A 16,554-nucleotide genomic window follows, 5' to 3' on the forward strand; every position below is an offset into this window, starting at 1 on the left:
CGCTCAGGCGCCGGCGAAGCCGTGCTGGCGCCAGGCCTCGTAGGCGGCCACCGCGGCAGCGTTGGACAGGTTCAGCGACCGGCGGCCGGCCAGCATCGGTATCCGCAGCTCGCCGCTGATCCGCCGGTCGGCCAGCACGGCATCGGGCAGCCCGGTCGGCTCGGCCCCGAACAGCAGCACGTCCCCGGGCTGGTAGCTGACGTCGGTGAACCGGGTGGCGGCTCGGGTGGTGAAGGCGAAGACCCGGGGCCGGGGTGAACCGGCGGGCGGCCTGGTCGCCCACGCCGCCCAGGCGGCCTCGAGGTCCGGATGGACGATCACCGAGGCCAGGTCGTGGTAGTCCAGGCCGGCCCGGCGCAGCTTGGCGTCGGACAGGTCGAAGCCCAGCGGTCCGATCAGGTGCAGCTCGCTGCCGGTCGCGGCGACCAGCCGGATGGCGTTGCCGGTGTTGGGCGGGATCTTCGGCTCCAGGAAGGCGATCCGGAACATCAAGAGCCCGCCTGCTCGCCCGCAGCGGGACGGCCCGCCTGCTCGCCTGAGGAGGCGCGGATGGGCGGCGCCCAGGACGGCCGCGGGATCAGGCAGAACGGATGCCCGGCCGGGTCGGCGTACACCCGCCAGCCCTGGTCCAGGTCGTCGATCGGCAGCCGGCGGGCGCCCAGGGCCAGCACCAGCGGGTCGGCCGCGTCCACATCGTCGACCATCACGTCCAGGTGCAGTTGCTGCGGACGCGCCGGATCGGGCCAGTCCGGCGCCTGGTAGCCCGCCACCCGCTGGAACGCCAGCCCCGAGGTCCGGGAGTCCGCGGCGACCACCACCCAGATGTCGTGCCGCCAGGTGACCGGCCAGCCGAGCAGCTCGGAGTAGAACCGCGCCAGGACGTCCGGATCGGGGCAGTCCAGCACGATGTGGTGCAGCCGTCCGATCATGGTGAGCAGCCCTCCCTCGAGACCTCGCCGGAACGTGCCCGCACCGGCTCCGGCCGGGCCATAGGGCAGACTTTGGCACATGCCTGACACCGTGGAGATCGGACTGGGGCGTGAGGCGCGCCGCGGGTACCACCTGGACGAGGTCGCCCTGGTGCCGACCCGGCGCACCCGGGGGTCCTCGGTGGTCTCGACCGCGTGGCAGATCGACGCGCACACCTTCGAGCTGCCGCTGGTGGCCGCGCCGTCGGACGCGGTGGTCTCGCCGTCGACGGCCGTGGAGATCGAGCGCCTCGGTGGCCTGGCGGTGCTCAATGGCGAGGGCCTGTGGGCGCGCTACGAGGACCCGGCGCAGGTGCTGGCCAGCATCGCCGACGAGTCCGGCTGCACCACCAGCACGCTGCAGCAGCTCTACGCCCAGCCGGTCTCGCCCGAGCTGCTGGCCCGGCGGACCGGCGAGCTGCAGGCCGCCGGCGTGCGGGTGGCCGTCCGGCTGTCCCCGCAGCACACCGTGGCGCTCTCACCCGCAGTGCTCAAGGCCGGCGTCGACCTGCTGGTCATCCAGGGCACCGTCATCTCGGCCGAGCATGTCGCCTCCGACGATGCCGCCGACGACGCGCTCAACCTCAAGACCTTCATCGCCGACCTGGACATCCCGGTGCTGGTGGGTGGCGTGACCAACTATCAGACCGCGCTGCACCTGATGCGCACCGGCGCGGCCGGGGTGATCATCGGCTACGGGGCCCACTCGGGCTCCACCACCCACTCCGCGTTGGGCATCGACGTCCCGATGGCGACCGCGATCGCCGACGCGGCCGCGGCCCGGCGCGCGTACCTGGACGAGACCGGCGGCCGGTACGTCCACCTGATCGCCTATGGCGACATCACCACCGGCGGCGACATCGCCAAGGCGCTGGTCTGCGGGGCGGACGCGGTGATGCTGGGCGAGGCGCTGGCCGGCGCGGCCGAGGCGCCCGGCGGCGGGCGCTACTGGGATCCGACCGCGTCGCATCCCCGGGTGCCGCGCTCGGCCCTGGTGGATCTGGGCGTCGATCCGCAGGACCGGCCGTCGCTGGCGGAGCTGCTGCTCGGCCCGACCGCGGACCCTAGCGGGGAGCGCAACCTGTTCGGATCGCTGCGCCGGGTGATGGCCAAGTGCGGCTACTCCTCGGTCAAGGAGTTCCAGAAGGCCGAGCTGATCGTCACCGGCCTGCGCTGAGGCTTTCCGCCCGCGGGTCGGACGGGTCCGGCCTGCGCTGAGGCTTTCCGCCCACGGGTCGGACGGGTCCGGCCTGCACGGACGGGTCCGGGCCTGCGCGGACGGGTCCGGGCCTGCGCGGACGGGTCCGGCCTGCGCGGACGGGCCGAGCCTGGGTGAGCCTGAGAAGTCGGTAACAGCGCGGACAAGTCCTGTGGTTTCCCTTGATGGGCGTAGAGCGCACGCGCACACTTGAGGGGTGCTGCTGGCTCTGCTGCTGATCGGGCTGCTCGCGCTGCCGTACCTGGTGAGCGCGCTGCTCCGCATGGTGCGCCGCCAGTGCGAGCTGATCGCCGACCAGCGCGCCGAGCAGCGCCGACCGGCCGGCGCCGCGGCCCCGATCGAGAAGGTCGCGGCGGATCTGCGCCGGCTGCGCGCCCAGCTGGAGGCGCGGGAGAACCGGCCGGGCCTGACCGGTAAGGGCATGCGGATGGGCGCCGTCCGGATCGCCTACGTCCAGGTGCTTGCCGAGGCCTGCCAGCGCCTCGATGTCCCGCCGCCGCGGACCGGGGCGCACTGGCACACCCCGCTGGCCGAGATCTACCGGGTCGAGGCGCAGCTGCGCGAGCGCGGCCTGGATGTCCGGCCGGTCACCCTCGTCGACTCGCGGGCAGGCTGAGCGGCTACAGCCACCCGGCGTGTTTGAACGCCAGGTAGACCAGGCTGGCCAGCAGCGCGATGACCACCAGGCTGGACACGAACCCGGAGTGTTGCCCGAACCCGGGGTAGGGCACGTTCTGGCCGTAGAAGCCGGTAACCGCGGTCGGGATGGCGATCAGCGCCGTGTAGGACGTCAGCTTCTTCATGATCGTGTTCAGCCGGGCGTCCTGCAGCGACAGGTTGGTCTCGAACACCGAGCCGATCATGTCGCGCAGCGACTCGGTCCACTCGGCGGCCCGCAGCACGTGGTCGTACAGATCATCGAGGTAGGGCCGCAGCTCCGGCGGAACGTCGTTGTCGCGCCGCGCCAGGGTGTTGACCAACTCGCGCATCGGCAGCACCGCCCGGCGGGTTCGTACCAGCGATTTGCGCAGCGCGAACGTCCGGCGTTGCAGCTGATGGGCCCCGTTGGCCTGGTCGAACAGCAGGTCTTCCAGATCCTCGATCTCGTCGTCGAGTGCCTGCACGACGTCGAACTGGCTGTCGACCAGCACGTCGAGCATTCCCCAGGCCAGCGCCTTCACCCCGTAGCGCATCAGCTCGGCGTTCTCGTCCCAGCGCTCGACGATGGTGTCGATGTCGAACCACTCACCGGCGTGGACGGTGACGAACGCCTGCTTGAGCACGAACGCCGACACCTGGATGTCACTGAGCTCGCCACTCTGCCGGTCCAGTTGCAGCGCACGGGCGGTGAGAAAGGTGTGGCTGGCGTAGCGGGAGGCCTTGGGGCGCTCGTGGTGGGCCACCGCGTCCTCGATCGCCAGCTTGTCCAGCGACAGCTCCTCGCCCAGCTCGGACAGCCGGGCGGCGTCCGGGGCCTGCAGGTCGGCCCACACCATGCAGTCGGGTTGGCAGAGGTAGTCCGACAGCTCCTCGAACGGAAAGTCCTCCTTCTCCAGCACGCCGTCGCGCCAGAGCCGGGTGCGCACGGCGGCTTCAGTCATGCCCTACCTCTCCCACGCCCCAGGGCCGGGGTGTCCCGCGGCCGTATCGTGACGAGCATGGCATGGAACGCGTCCCAACTGCCCTCGTTCGCCGGGCGGACCGCGCTGGTCACCGGCGGCAATTCCGGCATCGGCTGGCACACCTGTCTAGAGCTGGCCCGGCACGGCGCCCGGGTCCGGCTGGCCAGCCGGAACGCCGAGCGCGGCCAGGCGGCGGTGGCCCGGATACGCCAGCAGCTGCCCGCAGCCGACATCGAGCCGGTGCGGCTGGACCTGGCCTCGCTCGCCTCGATCAAGGCGCTGGCCGGCGACTGGGACGGGCCGCTGCACCTGCTGATCAACAATGCCGGGGTGATGGCCCCGCCGGAGCTGCGCCGGACCGAAGACGGCTTCGAGCTGCAGTTCGGCACCAACCACCTGGGCCACTTCGCGCTGACCGGGCAGCTGCTGCCGGCGCTGCTGGCCGCGGGCTCCACCGGCGCGGCCCGGGTGGTGACGGTGTCCTCGTTGCTGCACCGGGGTGGCCGTCCTGGGCCGCTGCGGGGCGAGCCGGAGCCGGCCTATTCGCCGCAGCTGGCCTACGCGAACTCCAAGCTCGCCAATGTGCTGTTCGCGCTGGAGCTGCAGCGCCGCGCCGAGGCGCACGCTGCTCCGCTGACCTCGACCGCCGCGCACCCGGGCGTCTCGACCACCAACCTGATGCTCAGCCAGGACGGGATGGGTGCCCGGGCACGGGCGCGCTGGGTGCGCCACACGGTGGGCCGGCTGGTCTTCCAGTCCGCGGCGGCCGGGGCGAACCCGACGCTGTACGCGGCGAGCGTCGCCGAGCCCGGCTCCTTCAGCGGTCCGCAGTGGCCCGGCGGGATGCGCGGCCCGGCCGGACCCGCGACGCCCAGCAGGACCGCCAGGGACCCGCGGCTGGCCGCCGAGCTGTGGGACCTGAGCGAGCAGCTGACCGGGGTTCGCTACGACTGGCCGGCGCGCTGATCCGGCGTAGTTGGTGAGGCATGGCCGGCGCGCTGACCACGGCTGGGTCGGCGAGGCCCGGTCGCTGGGCTGATAGCCGGGCCGGCTCTGCGAGAATGAGCCGGTGCAGACCGACACCGTGCTCGTCGTTGACTATGGGGCGCAGTACGCGCAGCTGATCGCCCGGCGGGTGCGAGAGGCCAACGTCTACTCCGAGATCGTGCCGTCGTCGATGCCGGTGGCCGAGATGCTGGCCCGCGAGCCGAAGGCGATCATCCTGTCGGGCGGCCCTGCCTCGGTGTACGCCCCGGACGCGCCGAGCACCGACCCCGCGCTGTTCGACGCCCGCGTGCCGGTGTTCGGCATCTGCTACGGCTTCCAGGCGATGACCCAGGCGCTCGGCGGCGAGGTCGCCAACACCGGCGGGTCGGAGTTCGGCCGGACGCTGCTGTCGCTCCGGGAGCCGGGCCTGTTGTTCGGCAACGCCGATAGCGCGCGCAGTGACCCCCGGCAGGTCTGGATGTCGCACGGTGACGAGGTCACCCGGGCGCCCGAGGGGTTCGTGGTGACCGCGTCCTCGGCGGGCGCTCCGGTCGCGGCGTTCGAGGACGCCGGGCGCGGGCTGGCCGGCGTGCAGTTCCATCCGGAGGTGCTGCACACCGAGCACGGCCAGCAGGTGCTGAAGAACTTCCTCTACGACATCGCCGGCCTGAAACCGACCTGGACCGACGCGAACATCATCGACGAGCAGGTCGAGCGGATCCGGGCGCAGATCGGGACGTCCCGGGTGATCTGCGGGCTGTCCGGCGGGGTGGACTCGGCGGTCGCCGCGGCGCTGGTGCAGCGGGCGGTAGGGGACCAGCTGACCTGCGTGTTCGTCGACCACGGGCTGCTGCGGGCCGGTGAGGCCGAGCAGGTCGAGACCGATTTCGTCGCCGCGACCGGGGTGTCGCTGAAGATCGTCGATGCCCGCCAGCAATTCCTGGACGCGCTGGCCGGGGTGACCGATCCGGAGACCAAGCGGAAGATCATCGGACGGGAGTTCATCCGGTCCTTCGAGCAGGCCGAGCGTGAGCTGATCGCGTCGGCCGAGGGGCCGCCGTTCGAGTTCCTGGTGCAAGGCACGCTGTATCCGGACGTGGTGGAGTCCGGCGGTGGGACCGGGACCGCGAACATCAAGAGCCACCACAATGTCGGCGGGCTGCCCTCGGACCTGCAGTTCAAGCTCGTGGAGCCGCTGCGGTCGCTGTTCAAGGACGAGGTGCGCCGGGTCGGCCTGGAGCTGGGGCTGCCGGAGGCCATCGTCTGGCGCCAGCCGTTCCCGGGGCCCGGGTTGGGGATCCGGATCATCGGCGCGGTGGATGCCGAGCGGCTGGAGATCCTGCGGCGGGCCGACTCGATCGCCCGTGCGGAGCTGTCGGCGGCCGGGTTGGACCGCCAGATCTGGCAGTGCCCGGTGGTGCTGCTGGCCGACGTCCGGTCGGTGGGGGTGCAGGGCGACGGGCGGTCCTACGGGCACCCGGTGGTGCTGCGGCCGGTGTCGTCGGAGGACGCGATGACCGCCGACTGGACCCGGGTGCCCTATGACGTGCTGGAGAAGATTTCCACCCGGATCACCAACGAGGTGCGCGAGGTCAACCGGGTGGTGCTGGACGTGACCAGCAAGCCACCCGGCACCATCGAATGGGAGTAGACCGAGCGGGAGACCCCGCATTCGCTGGCCCAAGGTAGCACCCGTCGTACCGAGGACAGCCCATCGGCAAGACGGCTGGGAAGCTCTACTTGTACTGCTTCCCAGCCACTGCGGACCGGTAAGTATCGCGCCGGTCGGGTGGCGCAATCAGCAGATTCCGGCACGGTCACCAGACCCAGACGTCGTCGAGCCAGATCACCTGCCCGGCGCCCAGCGTGGTAGGCGCGGCCAGGGTGATCTTCAGCTGCGTCGCTCCGCTCGCCGCCGCGAACGAGCCGGTAAGACCGGACAGGACCGGCTCGACCGAACGTAGGAGATTCCCGCCCGCGTCCAAGTATTCGACCGACACGGAGGGCACGGTGCCGGAGACCAGGGTGGCGGCGAACTGGTAGGTCTGCCCTGCCTGGACCGGGATGGCAGCGGAGGTGACCGACGCGACCTTCGAGCTGAGCCCCACCGCGTCCGTGCCGTCACTTGCGTGCGCGCCCGACGTGTCGTAGAGCGTGCCGGTCGACGTCCAGGACGTGGGCTGGGCAGTGCCCGACTCGAACGAGCCGTTCGTGACCTTGTTGCCCTTGACCGTGATGGTGCGGGTGAGCCGGTTGTCCGACTCGTTGGACTCGGCGATCGCGTTGGCCGGGTCGACTACCGCCGTTATCGACCTGTCGCCCTTGACCGCAGTGGTGTTCCACCTGACCGAAACATCCACCGTGGCGCCCGGCCCGACGTTGACCGGCGCGGACGTGCCTACCGGTGTCGTGCCGTCGAGGAACTGCACGACGACCTCGGTCGCCGGCACGCCGGACGGGTTGCTCACTGCTGCGGTCAGCACGGTCTGCTTGGGCGTCGGCTGGGCCGCGCTGAGGGACGTCGGCGTCAGGTTCGGCTTCTCGCCCGTGCCCTGCGGGTGGACGTTGAAGTAGAAGACCTGGCCGGCTTCGACGAGCTTCGGGTCGGAGGTGTTCGCCGGCGTCTGCGGGAAGCCGCGAGCAGCGAGCGAGGCGTTGCGCGCGGCGTACTCGGCGTGCAGGTAGTCGCCCTTGCGGAAGAGCTCGCCGGCCTGCGACCGCCACTGCTTCATTCGGTCGTAGTCGGCTGCCCAGGCCGCGCTGGGCGTGCTCCCCCCGGCCTTGGCCTCCTTGGACAACCGGTCGGTGAGTGCTGCCTGCGCACCGATCAGGTATTCCGCGACGTGCCCGCGCTGCAGGTTGTCCTGGTCCTCGACCTCGTAGGGCCGGTAGGACATCGCGTAGGTGGTCGGGGCGGCCGAGATGTCGTACATCCAGCCCAGCCCGGACCAATAGCACTCCCACTGACCGGCTTTCGGGTCGCCCGCGGGGCACTTGTCCACGCCGTAGGAACCGTCGTGCGGGTGCGACAGTCCGAGGTTGTGTGCGGCCTCGTGCTCGACGGTGTAGGACATGCCACCCCCCGGGTCCTGCGTGGGCAGCGCCTGATCCGTCAGCGATCGCTTCGAACCGGGTGCGTCGCCCGGCTGGACCGCCGGGTAGTGCGACAGCTTGGCCTTGATCCGGTCGTTGACGTTGTTCAGCACGCCCCAGGCCTCGCCGTCCTCGGTGTAGAAGGCGATGCCGCCGACGATGGCCGGCAGCGACCAGGTGTAGGCCTTCTCCCAGGTCATGTTGATCGACGGGATTGTGTTGATGCCCTCCACGTGGTCGGCGATGCCGTGCGGGTGTGAGTCGATGTAGTCGCGCACGACGGAACCGTTCACCGCGTCGTCGTACGTGCCGGTGCCGGTCACGTCGTGCGTCGCGTCGGCGCCGGTGGCCTTTGCCTTCTCCAGCGTGTTCGAGACCTCGGTCAGGTTCACGCCGTAGTGGGTGTGCACATGCTCGCCGTTGTAGAGGGGCTCCGGAACAAGATCGGTGCCGGTGGCGGTGACCTTGACGTGGTGCGAGGGCGCCGGCAGGTCCTCGTACTTGGGAGCCACGTTGAGGTGCTGCCCCGTGGGCTGGTTGTTGGTCGGGTCGTAAAGCGGGATGACCTCATCCTTGCGACCCACCCAGCGGGCGTAGGGCGTGGCGGAGGACAGCCAGCGCAGCGTGTCGTCGTGCGTGGTGGCGTTGACGGAGTCGATCTTGTAGAGCAGGTCGGAGTTGGTCCACCAGGTGCCGTAGACGCCGCCGCCGTTGGTGAGCTGGCCGTTCACCCACTGCGGACGCGAGTAGAAGTCCGTCCAGTTCGACACCGCCAGCCAGTTGACGTCACCGCGCGGGATCGGCCGATACAGGTAGCCGGACGTCGACCGGAAGAACAGGCCGTAGGCGACATCGCGCGCGAGGCGCGGCATCATCCGGCAGGGGGTGTCGTTGCGCCACGGCAGGTCACCGACGCCAGGCACCCCGGGACCCGCTGTCAGGCAGCTCTCGCCGGACTGCGTCCACAGCGGGTCGGCCGTGTACTGCCAGACCGGCGGGTCGCCGTGGGGGTAGTCGCTCGACATCCCCACCCCATAGTTGGCCCACGACGCATCCTCGTAGTCGTTCGGCGCGGCACCGAGGTCGACGAAGTGGAAGCGGTACCGCCCACCCCAGGTGCGGGCAAAGTCGACGCCGTCCCAGGCCTTGGTGTCCGGGTCGGTGATGCGCCACGACCCACCCTGCTCGATCGGCTTCGGGATGATCGTCCCGTTGATGACCCGGTCCGTGCCGTAGGTGTGATACGCGTTCGGGCGGAAGTAGTTCTTCGCGTAGCTGGGCGTGAACGTGTCGAGGAAGAAGTAGGACGAGCCGTTGTTCAGCCCCTGCGGCATCCGGTCGAGGTTGAGGCCGTTCTTGTCGTAGAACGGGTCGTGGTACGCGCTCGGATCCGGGTTGACGACCGAGGCGGCGACGCAGGCGCCGGTCTCGGCGTTCTTGAAGGCGCAGCTGTTCGTGGCGTCGAGGCGGGAGTTGAAGATCCAGTCCTCGATGGCGTAGCCGTCGATCAGGTCCGTCTTCGTCGGCGCGGTGACCTTGTAGGCAACGTCCCCACCCTTGGCCAGCATCCGGTAGTTGCCGAACGCGGCGTCATACTTGGCCTGGTTCTGGCCTCGCGCCTTGCCGCTGCGGTAGTCCTGCGCCTGGGCGGTGTTGTTCTTGGCCACCTGGAACAGCGACTTGGTGTAAGCCTCGGACGCCACCAGGACGTTGACCTGGTACCGGTAGGTGACTCCCAGGAAGTACGGCGCATCGTCGCTGGCACTCTTGCACTTGTTCCAGTTGAGTAAGCCCGCCCCGACCTGCGACAGCTCGCACGCGTTGGCCGACTTGTTCGACACCGGCGGCCGGTAGTGCGTGGGGATGCGCGACTTCAAGTCGGCGACCTCCGCGGCGGACGGCGTGCGGCCGACGAAAACGATGTTCAGCGGGTAGTCCTGGACGAGCTGCTTCTCCACCGCCGAACGGTCCTCTGGGAACTTCATAGCGGTCGGAATGTCGAACGCGCTGACCGTCGCCGTCCCCGAGTACGACCCGCCCGCAGTCTGATACGGCACGACCTTGACCGTGTACGCGCCCGGCGGCAGCTGGCCGAGATCAACGCTTTCGGAAGTGGTGAGCGGAGCTGCCGAGTCCTTGATCTTGGTTCCGGCCGAGTCGTAGACGTACAGATCGAAGTCATCGCTAGGCAGGCCCCACTTGATACCCACGGTCACGCTGCCGTCGTGGGAGTTCCAGTAGTCCGCCGGCGCCTCGAAGTTCAACGTGTAGGTGTCACAGGTGAGGTCGGTGCACTCCTCCGGCCCGTTCACGAACCCGGTGTACGGGCCGCCGGTCCAAGTCACCGAGTTCGACCCGTCGGCGGCCGGCGGAGTAAGGCCGCCGGACGACGGATTCGACGCTGAGGCGCCAGGCAGAAGAGTAAAAGTAGTGGCCAGGGCGGCGGTGACCGCCAGTAAAGCGCGCGTTCGGTTCATGACCGGAAATCCTCCGAGGGAAAAGCGCTATGGGGGATGTGCAGCCGCAGAATTGACAAACTGCCGAACCGTACCTGACAGCACGTAAACTCCATGAGAAATTGACTTCCGCGAGTTGCCTAGTGCGACCACACAGCTGGCCGGACGGCGATCAGCGTGGTGGTCGACCGCTGTCACAACCCGTCCGGGCGGAGCTAGTCGTAACTTCGCGACCAGGTGTCCGTCGAACTGCGCTAGCGATGCGGCATGCGATCTTGGCAATGGAGGTGCTCTTCCCGGTCGCAGACAAGAGATGACCGTGACGGCGGTATCCTCACGCTGAGGTTGTGACGTTGCGGCGTGCCGCGGATCAATGGCACGTTCGAGCAATTTACTCAGGAGTTATCGATCAGTCTCGAAACGCGATCTCGTCCAGTTCTCCCAGAACCCACAGCCCGAACGTTCGCACAATGGATAGCTGTGGGCGAACCTTCGCCCGTGGCCATGTCCTGGTAAGGAACGCCGGGGACGTAGTAGATCGAGTCGCTACGCAGCGAGAACTGCTCGCGCGGCTTCGGCGGACGCAGGATGTCCAGGGGCAGTGTCGTCGGAGGACGCGATGACCGCCGACTGGACCCGGGTGCCCTACGACGTGCTGGAGAAGATCTCCACGCGGATCACCAACGAGGTGCGCGAGGTCAACCGGGTGGTGCTGGACGTGACGTCCAAGCCGCCCGGCACCATCGAGTGGGAATGACCTGAACGATCAAAGCAGGGCTGTCTTCATTGAGCGAGCTAGTATGCGACGAGCCTCCAAACAGCCGGAGCATGCGAGAACAGATCTGGCAGGAGGAATCATGGCGATAGGTGGCATCGGAAAGCTGGTGCAGCGGGCACGCGGCTACGCGCAGGCCAACCCGGACAAGGTGCGCAAGGCGCTTGACCAGGCGGGCCGGGTGGTCAACAAGCGGACCGGCGGAAAGCACGGCCGCCAGATCGACTCGGCCGGCGACAAGGTCACGGACTTCCTCGCGCCCGATGCCCCGAAGGACAACCCACCCGCGCGGTAGGCGCTAGCCCATCAGGGCTGATACGGCGGCGCGACTCCCCAGCCCCACCGGGGCACCGGAGCCTGTGGCGGTGGCTGCGCGTTGGGCTGGGAGTTGGCCAGCGCCAGCCGCGTTGCCCATTCGAGGTAGCCGACCAGCGCGGCCCGGAACTCCGGGTCGTCGGGAAGGCCCGCGTCATCGGCGGCCCGGCTCATGGTGGTGACGAAGCGCAGCCGCTGCTCGCCGGTGATGTCGAGGCCGCGATGGTGGGCGAGCATCCGCTCATACCCGCCGAGCCGCTCGGTATAGACGGCAGGGCCGCCGAACACCTCGGCCCACCAGCGGCTGACGTGTTCGCGATGGTCCTCGGTTACTCCACCAGGGAAGAACGGGCTCAGCAGCGCATCGGCTTCGACCCGGTCATAGAACTTGTCGATCAGCCGCCTGATCGCGACCTGCCCGCCGGCCCAGTCGAACAGCGTCGGCACAGCGCTGGCATCCATCGAGCTCGCCTTCCCGTTCGGCACATCGTGGCACGGTAGGCAGGCGCTGGCTACTGGCCGCCCATCTCCGTGTCGCCGCTGCCGCTGCTCGGCTCGTTCTGCTTCAGCCATAGGGCGAAGTCCAGCGCCTCGCGGTTGTCCTTGGGCTTGCGCTGGGCGAGCTCGTCGGCCTTCAGCAGGTGCTGCAGGTTCGCGGTCACGCTGTAGAGACTCATCGTGATGCCGCCCGAGCGGAGCTGCGTCGTCGCCTTGTGGAAGTTGTCGCCCTTCTCGTACATGTTGGCGAACTGGATGTCGAAGTCGACGAAGATGTCGCGGAACTTCCAGTTGTAGAGCCGCTCCGCGCACCGCGTGCACGGGCTGTTGTTGATGCGCAGCAGGACGGTGTGGTTCCCGCGGAAGTCCTCGTGCCAGCCCTTCTCGACGATGAACTTGTCGATGGCGCGCATGAAGCTGTCCTCGGCGTGCAGGTCCTCCTCGGTCAGGTTGGTGAACTTGAACGCATGGGTGTTGTCGATGATCACTTCGGCGAAGGTCTTGAAGTTGGAGACGAAGTAGTTGCGGGCCTCGTCCGTGCCGATGCCGGTCGTGCCGCCGTAGACGGTCGGCGCGGGTGAGTAGTTCTGGATGATCCAGCTCTTGATCCCCTGGTACGCCTGGGCGGGCGTCCACTTCGCCTTCAGGTTCACGATCGCGTCGAGCTGGGTGGTGATCACGGCGCCGTCGACGGTGGGGAACTGCTCGGTCAGCCGGGCGAGCAACCCGGAGCGGTCGCGGGCGTAGGCATTCTCGCTGTCGACCTGCCAGGTGATGACCCGGCGCAGCGTCGAGCTGCCGGTGCGAGTTGCCTGCCGGCGCAGCGCATCGACCCCTCCGGGACCCGGTCGGGCCGCATCCGGCTGCGGGACCATGGCAGCCCGGCGGCGCAACGCTCCGACGATCCGGTCCGCGGTGCGGTCGGCGGCGGCTTCGGCCGGGTCGTCGGCCCGTCCGACCGTGCCCGCCTGCTGCGAGGTTCCGGACTGGGCGACGTGGGCGAGCTCGTGGGCGAGCAGGTGCTGGCCGCCGGCGTCGTCCGGACGATAGCTGCCGGAGGCGAAGTAGACATCCGTGCCGTAGGTGAACGCGACCGACTGGACGGACCGGGCGATGCGGTCGGCCTCGGGGTCGACGTGCACCCGCACGCCGGACAGGTCGTGGCCCAGCTCCGCGCCGATCGGCTCGCTGATCTGGGCGGGCAGCGGCTGGCCGGTGCCGCTGCGCCGGCGCAGCGCCGAGAGCACCTCGGGCGGGATGGCCCCGCCGCCGAGCGGATCATGCGGGTGCTCGGCGCTCGACCGGGCCAGCAGCGGGCCGGCGGGCAGCGCCAGGCCGGGCAGCGGCACCGGGCACGGCTGGTCCTGCAGCGGCGCCGGCGAGTCGACCGGGTCCGAGTCGTGCTCGTCCGCGGCGTGCCGATCGGCGCGCTGGGACGCAGGCAGGACGCGGGTCGACATGGCCACTCCAGCAATCGGGGTGGCTGCAGATTAACACCAGGCTCACGTCTGCGGCGGCTGTTGTCGGTTCCAGGGCTGGGCGAGCAGCAATGCGGCGATCATGCTGTCCACCAGGAAGCGGCTGTAGCGCGGCAGTGACCAGCCGCCTCTGAGTACCAGCAGGTCGTAGAGGTCGGGGGAGCTGTACGTCCAGAGGATGTCGGTCGCGCTGGCGAGGGTCACCCCGGCGCGGAGATGGACCCGAATCGCCTGGGCGTTGTGGCGCATCCGCGCGCGGCGCTGGGCGTCGGTCTCGGCGAGCAGCGCTGCCATGTCCGGATCGGTCGCCGCTGCTGACCGGATGAGCAGCAGGATCGGCGCGACCATCGGCGTGACCTCAGCTGTCAGCTTCCCCCAGTTGGCGATGATCGCGCGTGGATCGGCCTCGCTGCTGCTCATCCGGTCGGAGCGCTCCGGCGCCGGGACCGGTCCCTGCCCAGCCAGTCCGCGTTGCCAGATGGCCGAGACCAGACCGGCCTTGCCGCCGAACGCCTTGTAGATCGTTTCCACCGACACGCCGGCATCGCCGGCGATGGCGGCGACGGTCGTGGCGGCGTATCCCTCTCGCAGGAACCGGCGTTGTGCCGCGTCCAGCACCACCGTGCGGTTACGGCGCGCCTGCTGCTGCCGCCGGCTGGAGTCATAGCGCCGCTTGACGTCCGTCATGAACCCGTCCCATACTCATTTCAGTTACAGCTCACTGTAACAAATATGATCCAGGCGGGAGCCGTCGATGGCAACGAGTCCGGTAGCAGTGGTTCAGCGGCTGGCGCAGGCGGCGAACGAGCACGACCTGGACGCCATCGTCGACTGCTTCGCCGAGGGATACCTGAACCAGACACCGGCACATCCGGCGCGCGGCTTCGAGGGCAAGGAGCAGGTGCGCCGCAATTGGGCGCAGATCTTGGCAGGCGTGCCCGACGTGACGGCCCGCGTCCTGGCCACCGCCGAGGACGCCGGCACCGTCTGGTCGGAGTGGCAGATGACCGGCACCCGGCCCGACGGGTCCGCCCATGAGATGCGCGGAGTGATCATCTTCGGCGTCGACGGCGAGCTGATCAGCACCGCCAGGTTCTACCTCGAGCCGGTCGAGCGCCAGTCGGGCACCGTGGACGACGCGGTGCGCCGGGCCGTGACTCCACCAGCAGCGGGCCGGCCGGCATGATCCTGGTCGCCGGTGGAACCGGCCTGCTCGGAAGCAAGGTGGTGGACCGGCTCGTCGCTGCCGGGCAACAGGTACGGGTGCTGACCCGGGATCGGCAGCGGGCGCGGCGTCTTCCGGCCGGAGTGGACATCGTGGAGGGTGACGTGCGCCGCGGGTCGATGACGGCCGCCGTTCAGGGCTGCGCGTGCGTGGTCTCGGCCGTGCACGGATTCGCCGGGCAGGGCCGGACCAGTCCTGAGGCCGTCGATCGGGCAGGCAATCAGAACCTGATCGCGGCGGCCACCGCGGCGGGGGTGTCCCGCTTCGTGCTCGTCTCGGTGGCCGGCGCCGCACCGGACCATCCGATGTCGCTGCACCGGATGAAGTACGCCGCCGAGCAGCAGTTGCAGGCTGCCCCCTTGACCGGCCTGATCGTCCGGCCGACTGCCTTCCTGCAGACTTGGCTAACCATCATCGGCGGCAAGCTCGCGAGCGGCGGTCCGGCACTGGTCCTGGGCCCAGGCCGCAATCCGATCAACTTCGTTGCAGCCGAGGACGTGGCCGCGTTCGTCTGCCTCGCCGTGGGTGGCGACCCCCGCATCGGCCCGCAGATCACGGTCGGTGGTGGTGAGAACCTGACCTTCACCGATATCGCGGAGCGGCTGCTGGCCGATGCCGGACGCAGCGGTCCGATCAAGCACGTACCGCTGGGTGCGCTCAGGGCCATGTCGCTGCTGGCCCGACCGGTTCGGCCCAGCTTCGCCCGGCAGGCCGCCGCCGCGGTGGTGATGAACACGATCGATATGAGCTTCGACCCGCTGCCGCTCCGGGAACGTTTTCCCGACGTCCCCGCGTTGAGCATCGACGACGTGCTCCGGACGGCCCGCGTCAGCACCGGCTTGGCATGAGGTACGCCACCGCGCCCGGGAAGATCGTCGCGACGTCGCAGCTGGCGCTGCCCGAAGAGGCGTGCGCCGCGGTGTACGCGACCCCGGGCTACGAGCAGAGCGTGCAGAACCTGGCGCGAATCGCGCTGACCTCGGACATGGTGTTCGGCAACGACGGCGGCATCCACCAGCTGGCGACGATGAGTGGCTCGGCGTCCGGCGGGTACACCGCCTCGTTGACGGTGGCCGTCTGAGCCGTCGCGCAGCTGGGTGGCGATACGCCCTGGTTGCAGCCGATTGGATATGAGCGCGCCCGCAATCGCGGCACTCCGAGCTGCTCAGGAAGTGCCCGGCCGGGACGATGATGCGGGAGTGAGCGCGTTCCATGCCGCCGACGGCCCGACCCAGGCGGAGCTGTCGCGGCTGGCTGCCCTGCACACCCTCAAGGTCCTGGACCAGCCGCGCAGCCACCAGCTGGACACCCTCGCCCGGCTGGCCGCGTTCGTCTGCGGCACCCCGACGGCGGCGGTGAACCTGATCGATGCGGATCGGCAGGTGGCGCTGGTGCTGCAGCTGCGTGACGACGCCGCCCGGCTCGGCCACGCCGCCACCCGGCACCACCTCACCGGCCTTCCGAACCGCGCGCTGTTCGAGCACGTCCTGGCGCTGGCGCTGGCCAAGCACAAGCGCGGCTCGGCGGCGCCCACCGTGCTCTTCCTCGACCTCGACCGGTTCAAGGCGGTCAACGACACGCACGGCCACGCGGTCGGCGACGAGCTGCTCCGCGTCGTCGCGCTACGGCTGCTGGAGACGGTGCGGGCCACCGACCTGCTCGCCCGGCTGTCCGGCGACGAGCTGGTCATCCTGGCCGAGTCGGCCGACGGCGCCGGGCTCGATGCGCTGCTCGCCCGGCTGCGGGACGTCTTCGCCCCGCCCTTCGAGCTGAGCTGCGGCCCGCTGCCGGTCAGCGCCTCCCTCGGCCACGCCACGGCCGTCCCGGACGACACCCCGGCAAGCCTGCTGGCCCGCGCGGACGCCGCGATGTACCAGGCCAAGCGGTCCGGCGCGCCACTGCCCTGAGCACCGGCTTG

General features: G+C 69.7%; 16 protein-coding genes and 1 pseudogene. 10 read left to right on the forward strand and 7 right to left on the reverse strand.

From position 1 onward, the window contains the following. Positions 1-3: 3 nt before the first annotated feature. Both VF612_RS12325 and VF612_RS12330 read right to left on the reverse strand, forming a co-directional pair. Entirely contained in the window at positions 4-489 is a 486-nt protein-coding gene (locus VF612_RS12325) for a tRNA (cytidine(34)-2'-O)-methyltransferase (RefSeq protein ID WP_408660142.1), read from the reverse strand. After that, positions 489-929 carry a VOC family protein gene (locus VF612_RS12330; protein WP_408660200.1) on the reverse strand — a complete coding sequence of 147 codons (441 nt, stop codon included), beginning with the start codon at positions 927-929 and terminating at the stop codon, positions 489-491. Before VF612_RS12330 ends, VF612_RS12325 begins: the two co-directional genes overlap by 1 nt. Before the next feature lie 79 nt (positions 930-1,008). Here VF612_RS12330 and VF612_RS12335 point away from each other — a divergent pair, with 79 nt between their 5' ends. After that, positions 1,009-2,145, forward strand: coding sequence for a GuaB3 family IMP dehydrogenase-related protein (locus VF612_RS12335; RefSeq protein WP_408660143.1), 1,137 nt, complete (start codon positions 1,009-1,011; stop codon positions 2,143-2,145). Between the two features lie 238 nt (positions 2,146-2,383). After that, positions 2,384-2,803 carry a hypothetical protein gene (locus tag VF612_RS12340; RefSeq protein WP_408660144.1) on the forward strand — a complete coding sequence of 140 codons (420 nt, stop codon included), beginning with the start codon at positions 2,384-2,386 and terminating at the stop codon, positions 2,801-2,803. A 4-nt stretch (positions 2,804-2,807) separates the two neighbouring features. Here the strand turns inward: VF612_RS12340 and VF612_RS12345 are convergent, their stop codons facing one another. Continuing rightward, a complete protein-coding gene (locus tag VF612_RS12345) occupies positions 2,808-3,788 on the reverse strand; it encodes a magnesium transporter CorA family protein (RefSeq protein WP_408660145.1) in 981 nt (326 codons plus the stop codon). Positions 3,789-3,845: 57 nt separating this feature from the next. Between VF612_RS12345 and VF612_RS12350 the strand changes: the two genes are divergently transcribed. Together VF612_RS12350 and guaA are read left to right on the forward strand one after the other, a co-directional pair. Continuing rightward, on the forward strand, positions 3,846-4,775 hold the full coding sequence (locus tag VF612_RS12350; RefSeq protein WP_408660146.1) for an SDR family NAD(P)-dependent oxidoreductase: 930 nt from the start codon (positions 3,846-3,848) through the stop codon (positions 4,773-4,775). A gap of 103 nt (positions 4,776-4,878) precedes the next feature. Then, positions 4,879-6,447: a glutamine-hydrolyzing GMP synthase gene (gene guaA / locus VF612_RS12355; RefSeq protein ID WP_408660147.1), complete on the forward strand. Its 1,569-nt coding sequence runs from the start codon at positions 4,879-4,881 to the stop codon at positions 6,445-6,447. A gap of 166 nt (positions 6,448-6,613) precedes the next feature. On the opposite strand, the gene VF612_RS12360 is transcribed toward guaA, so the two are convergent. Further along, entirely contained in the window at positions 6,614-10,366 is a 3,753-nt protein-coding gene (locus tag VF612_RS12360) for a CARDB domain-containing protein (RefSeq protein WP_408660148.1), read from the reverse strand. Between the two features lie 580 nt (positions 10,367-10,946). Here VF612_RS12360 and VF612_RS12365 point away from each other — a divergent pair. Further along, positions 10,947-11,102: pseudogene (locus tag VF612_RS12365) on the forward strand (hypothetical protein); the annotation flags it as partial. 100 nt (positions 11,103-11,202) lie between these two features. Then, positions 11,203-11,415: an antitoxin gene (locus VF612_RS12370; protein WP_408660149.1), complete on the forward strand. Its 213-nt coding sequence runs from the start codon at positions 11,203-11,205 to the stop codon at positions 11,413-11,415. Positions 11,416-11,426: 11 nt separating this feature from the next. Here the strand turns inward: VF612_RS12370 and VF612_RS12375 are convergent, their stop codons facing one another. The 3 genes from VF612_RS12375 to VF612_RS12385 are packed head-to-tail and all read right to left on the reverse strand — an operon-like array spanning position 11,427 to position 14,032. Continuing rightward, positions 11,427-11,897 (reverse strand): group II truncated hemoglobin, encoded by a 471-nt coding sequence (locus tag VF612_RS12375; RefSeq protein ID WP_408660150.1) that lies wholly within the window; start codon positions 11,895-11,897, stop codon positions 11,427-11,429. Between the two features lie 50 nt (positions 11,898-11,947). Further along, positions 11,948-13,393 (reverse strand): eCIS core domain-containing protein, encoded by a 1,446-nt coding sequence (locus VF612_RS12380; protein ID WP_408660151.1) that lies wholly within the window; start codon positions 13,391-13,393, stop codon positions 11,948-11,950. A gap of 42 nt (positions 13,394-13,435) precedes the next feature. Then, positions 13,436-14,032: a TetR/AcrR family transcriptional regulator gene (locus VF612_RS12385; RefSeq protein ID WP_408660152.1), complete on the reverse strand. Its 597-nt coding sequence runs from the start codon at positions 14,030-14,032 to the stop codon at positions 13,436-13,438. Between the two features lie 133 nt (positions 14,033-14,165). Here VF612_RS12385 and VF612_RS12390 point away from each other — a divergent pair, with 133 nt between their 5' ends. The 4 genes from VF612_RS12390 to VF612_RS12405 all read left to right on the forward strand — a co-directional run bounded on the left by VF612_RS12390 (position 14,166) and on the right by VF612_RS12405 (position 16,543). Beyond that, positions 14,166-14,597, forward strand: coding sequence for a nuclear transport factor 2 family protein (locus tag VF612_RS12390; RefSeq protein WP_408660153.1), 432 nt, complete (start codon positions 14,166-14,168; stop codon positions 14,595-14,597). Further along, positions 14,594-15,484, forward strand: a complete 891-nt coding sequence (locus VF612_RS12395) for an SDR family oxidoreductase (protein WP_408660154.1) — start codon at positions 14,594-14,596, stop codon at positions 15,482-15,484. Before VF612_RS12390 ends, VF612_RS12395 begins: the two co-directional genes overlap by 4 nt. Next, positions 15,481-15,717 carry a hypothetical protein gene (locus tag VF612_RS12400; RefSeq protein WP_408660155.1) on the forward strand — a complete coding sequence of 79 codons (237 nt, stop codon included), beginning with the start codon at positions 15,481-15,483 and terminating at the stop codon, positions 15,715-15,717. The genes VF612_RS12395 and VF612_RS12400 overlap by 4 nt, the downstream gene beginning before the upstream one ends. A gap of 118 nt (positions 15,718-15,835) precedes the next feature. Continuing rightward, positions 15,836-16,543 carry a GGDEF domain-containing protein gene (locus VF612_RS12405; protein WP_408660156.1) on the forward strand — a complete coding sequence of 236 codons (708 nt, stop codon included), beginning with the start codon at positions 15,836-15,838 and terminating at the stop codon, positions 16,541-16,543. Positions 16,544-16,554: the final 11 nt, after the last annotated feature.

The organism is Jatrophihabitans sp. (assembly GCF_036388195.1).
Lineage (GTDB): Bacteria > Actinomycetota > Actinomycetes > Mycobacteriales > Jatrophihabitantaceae > Jatrophihabitans_A.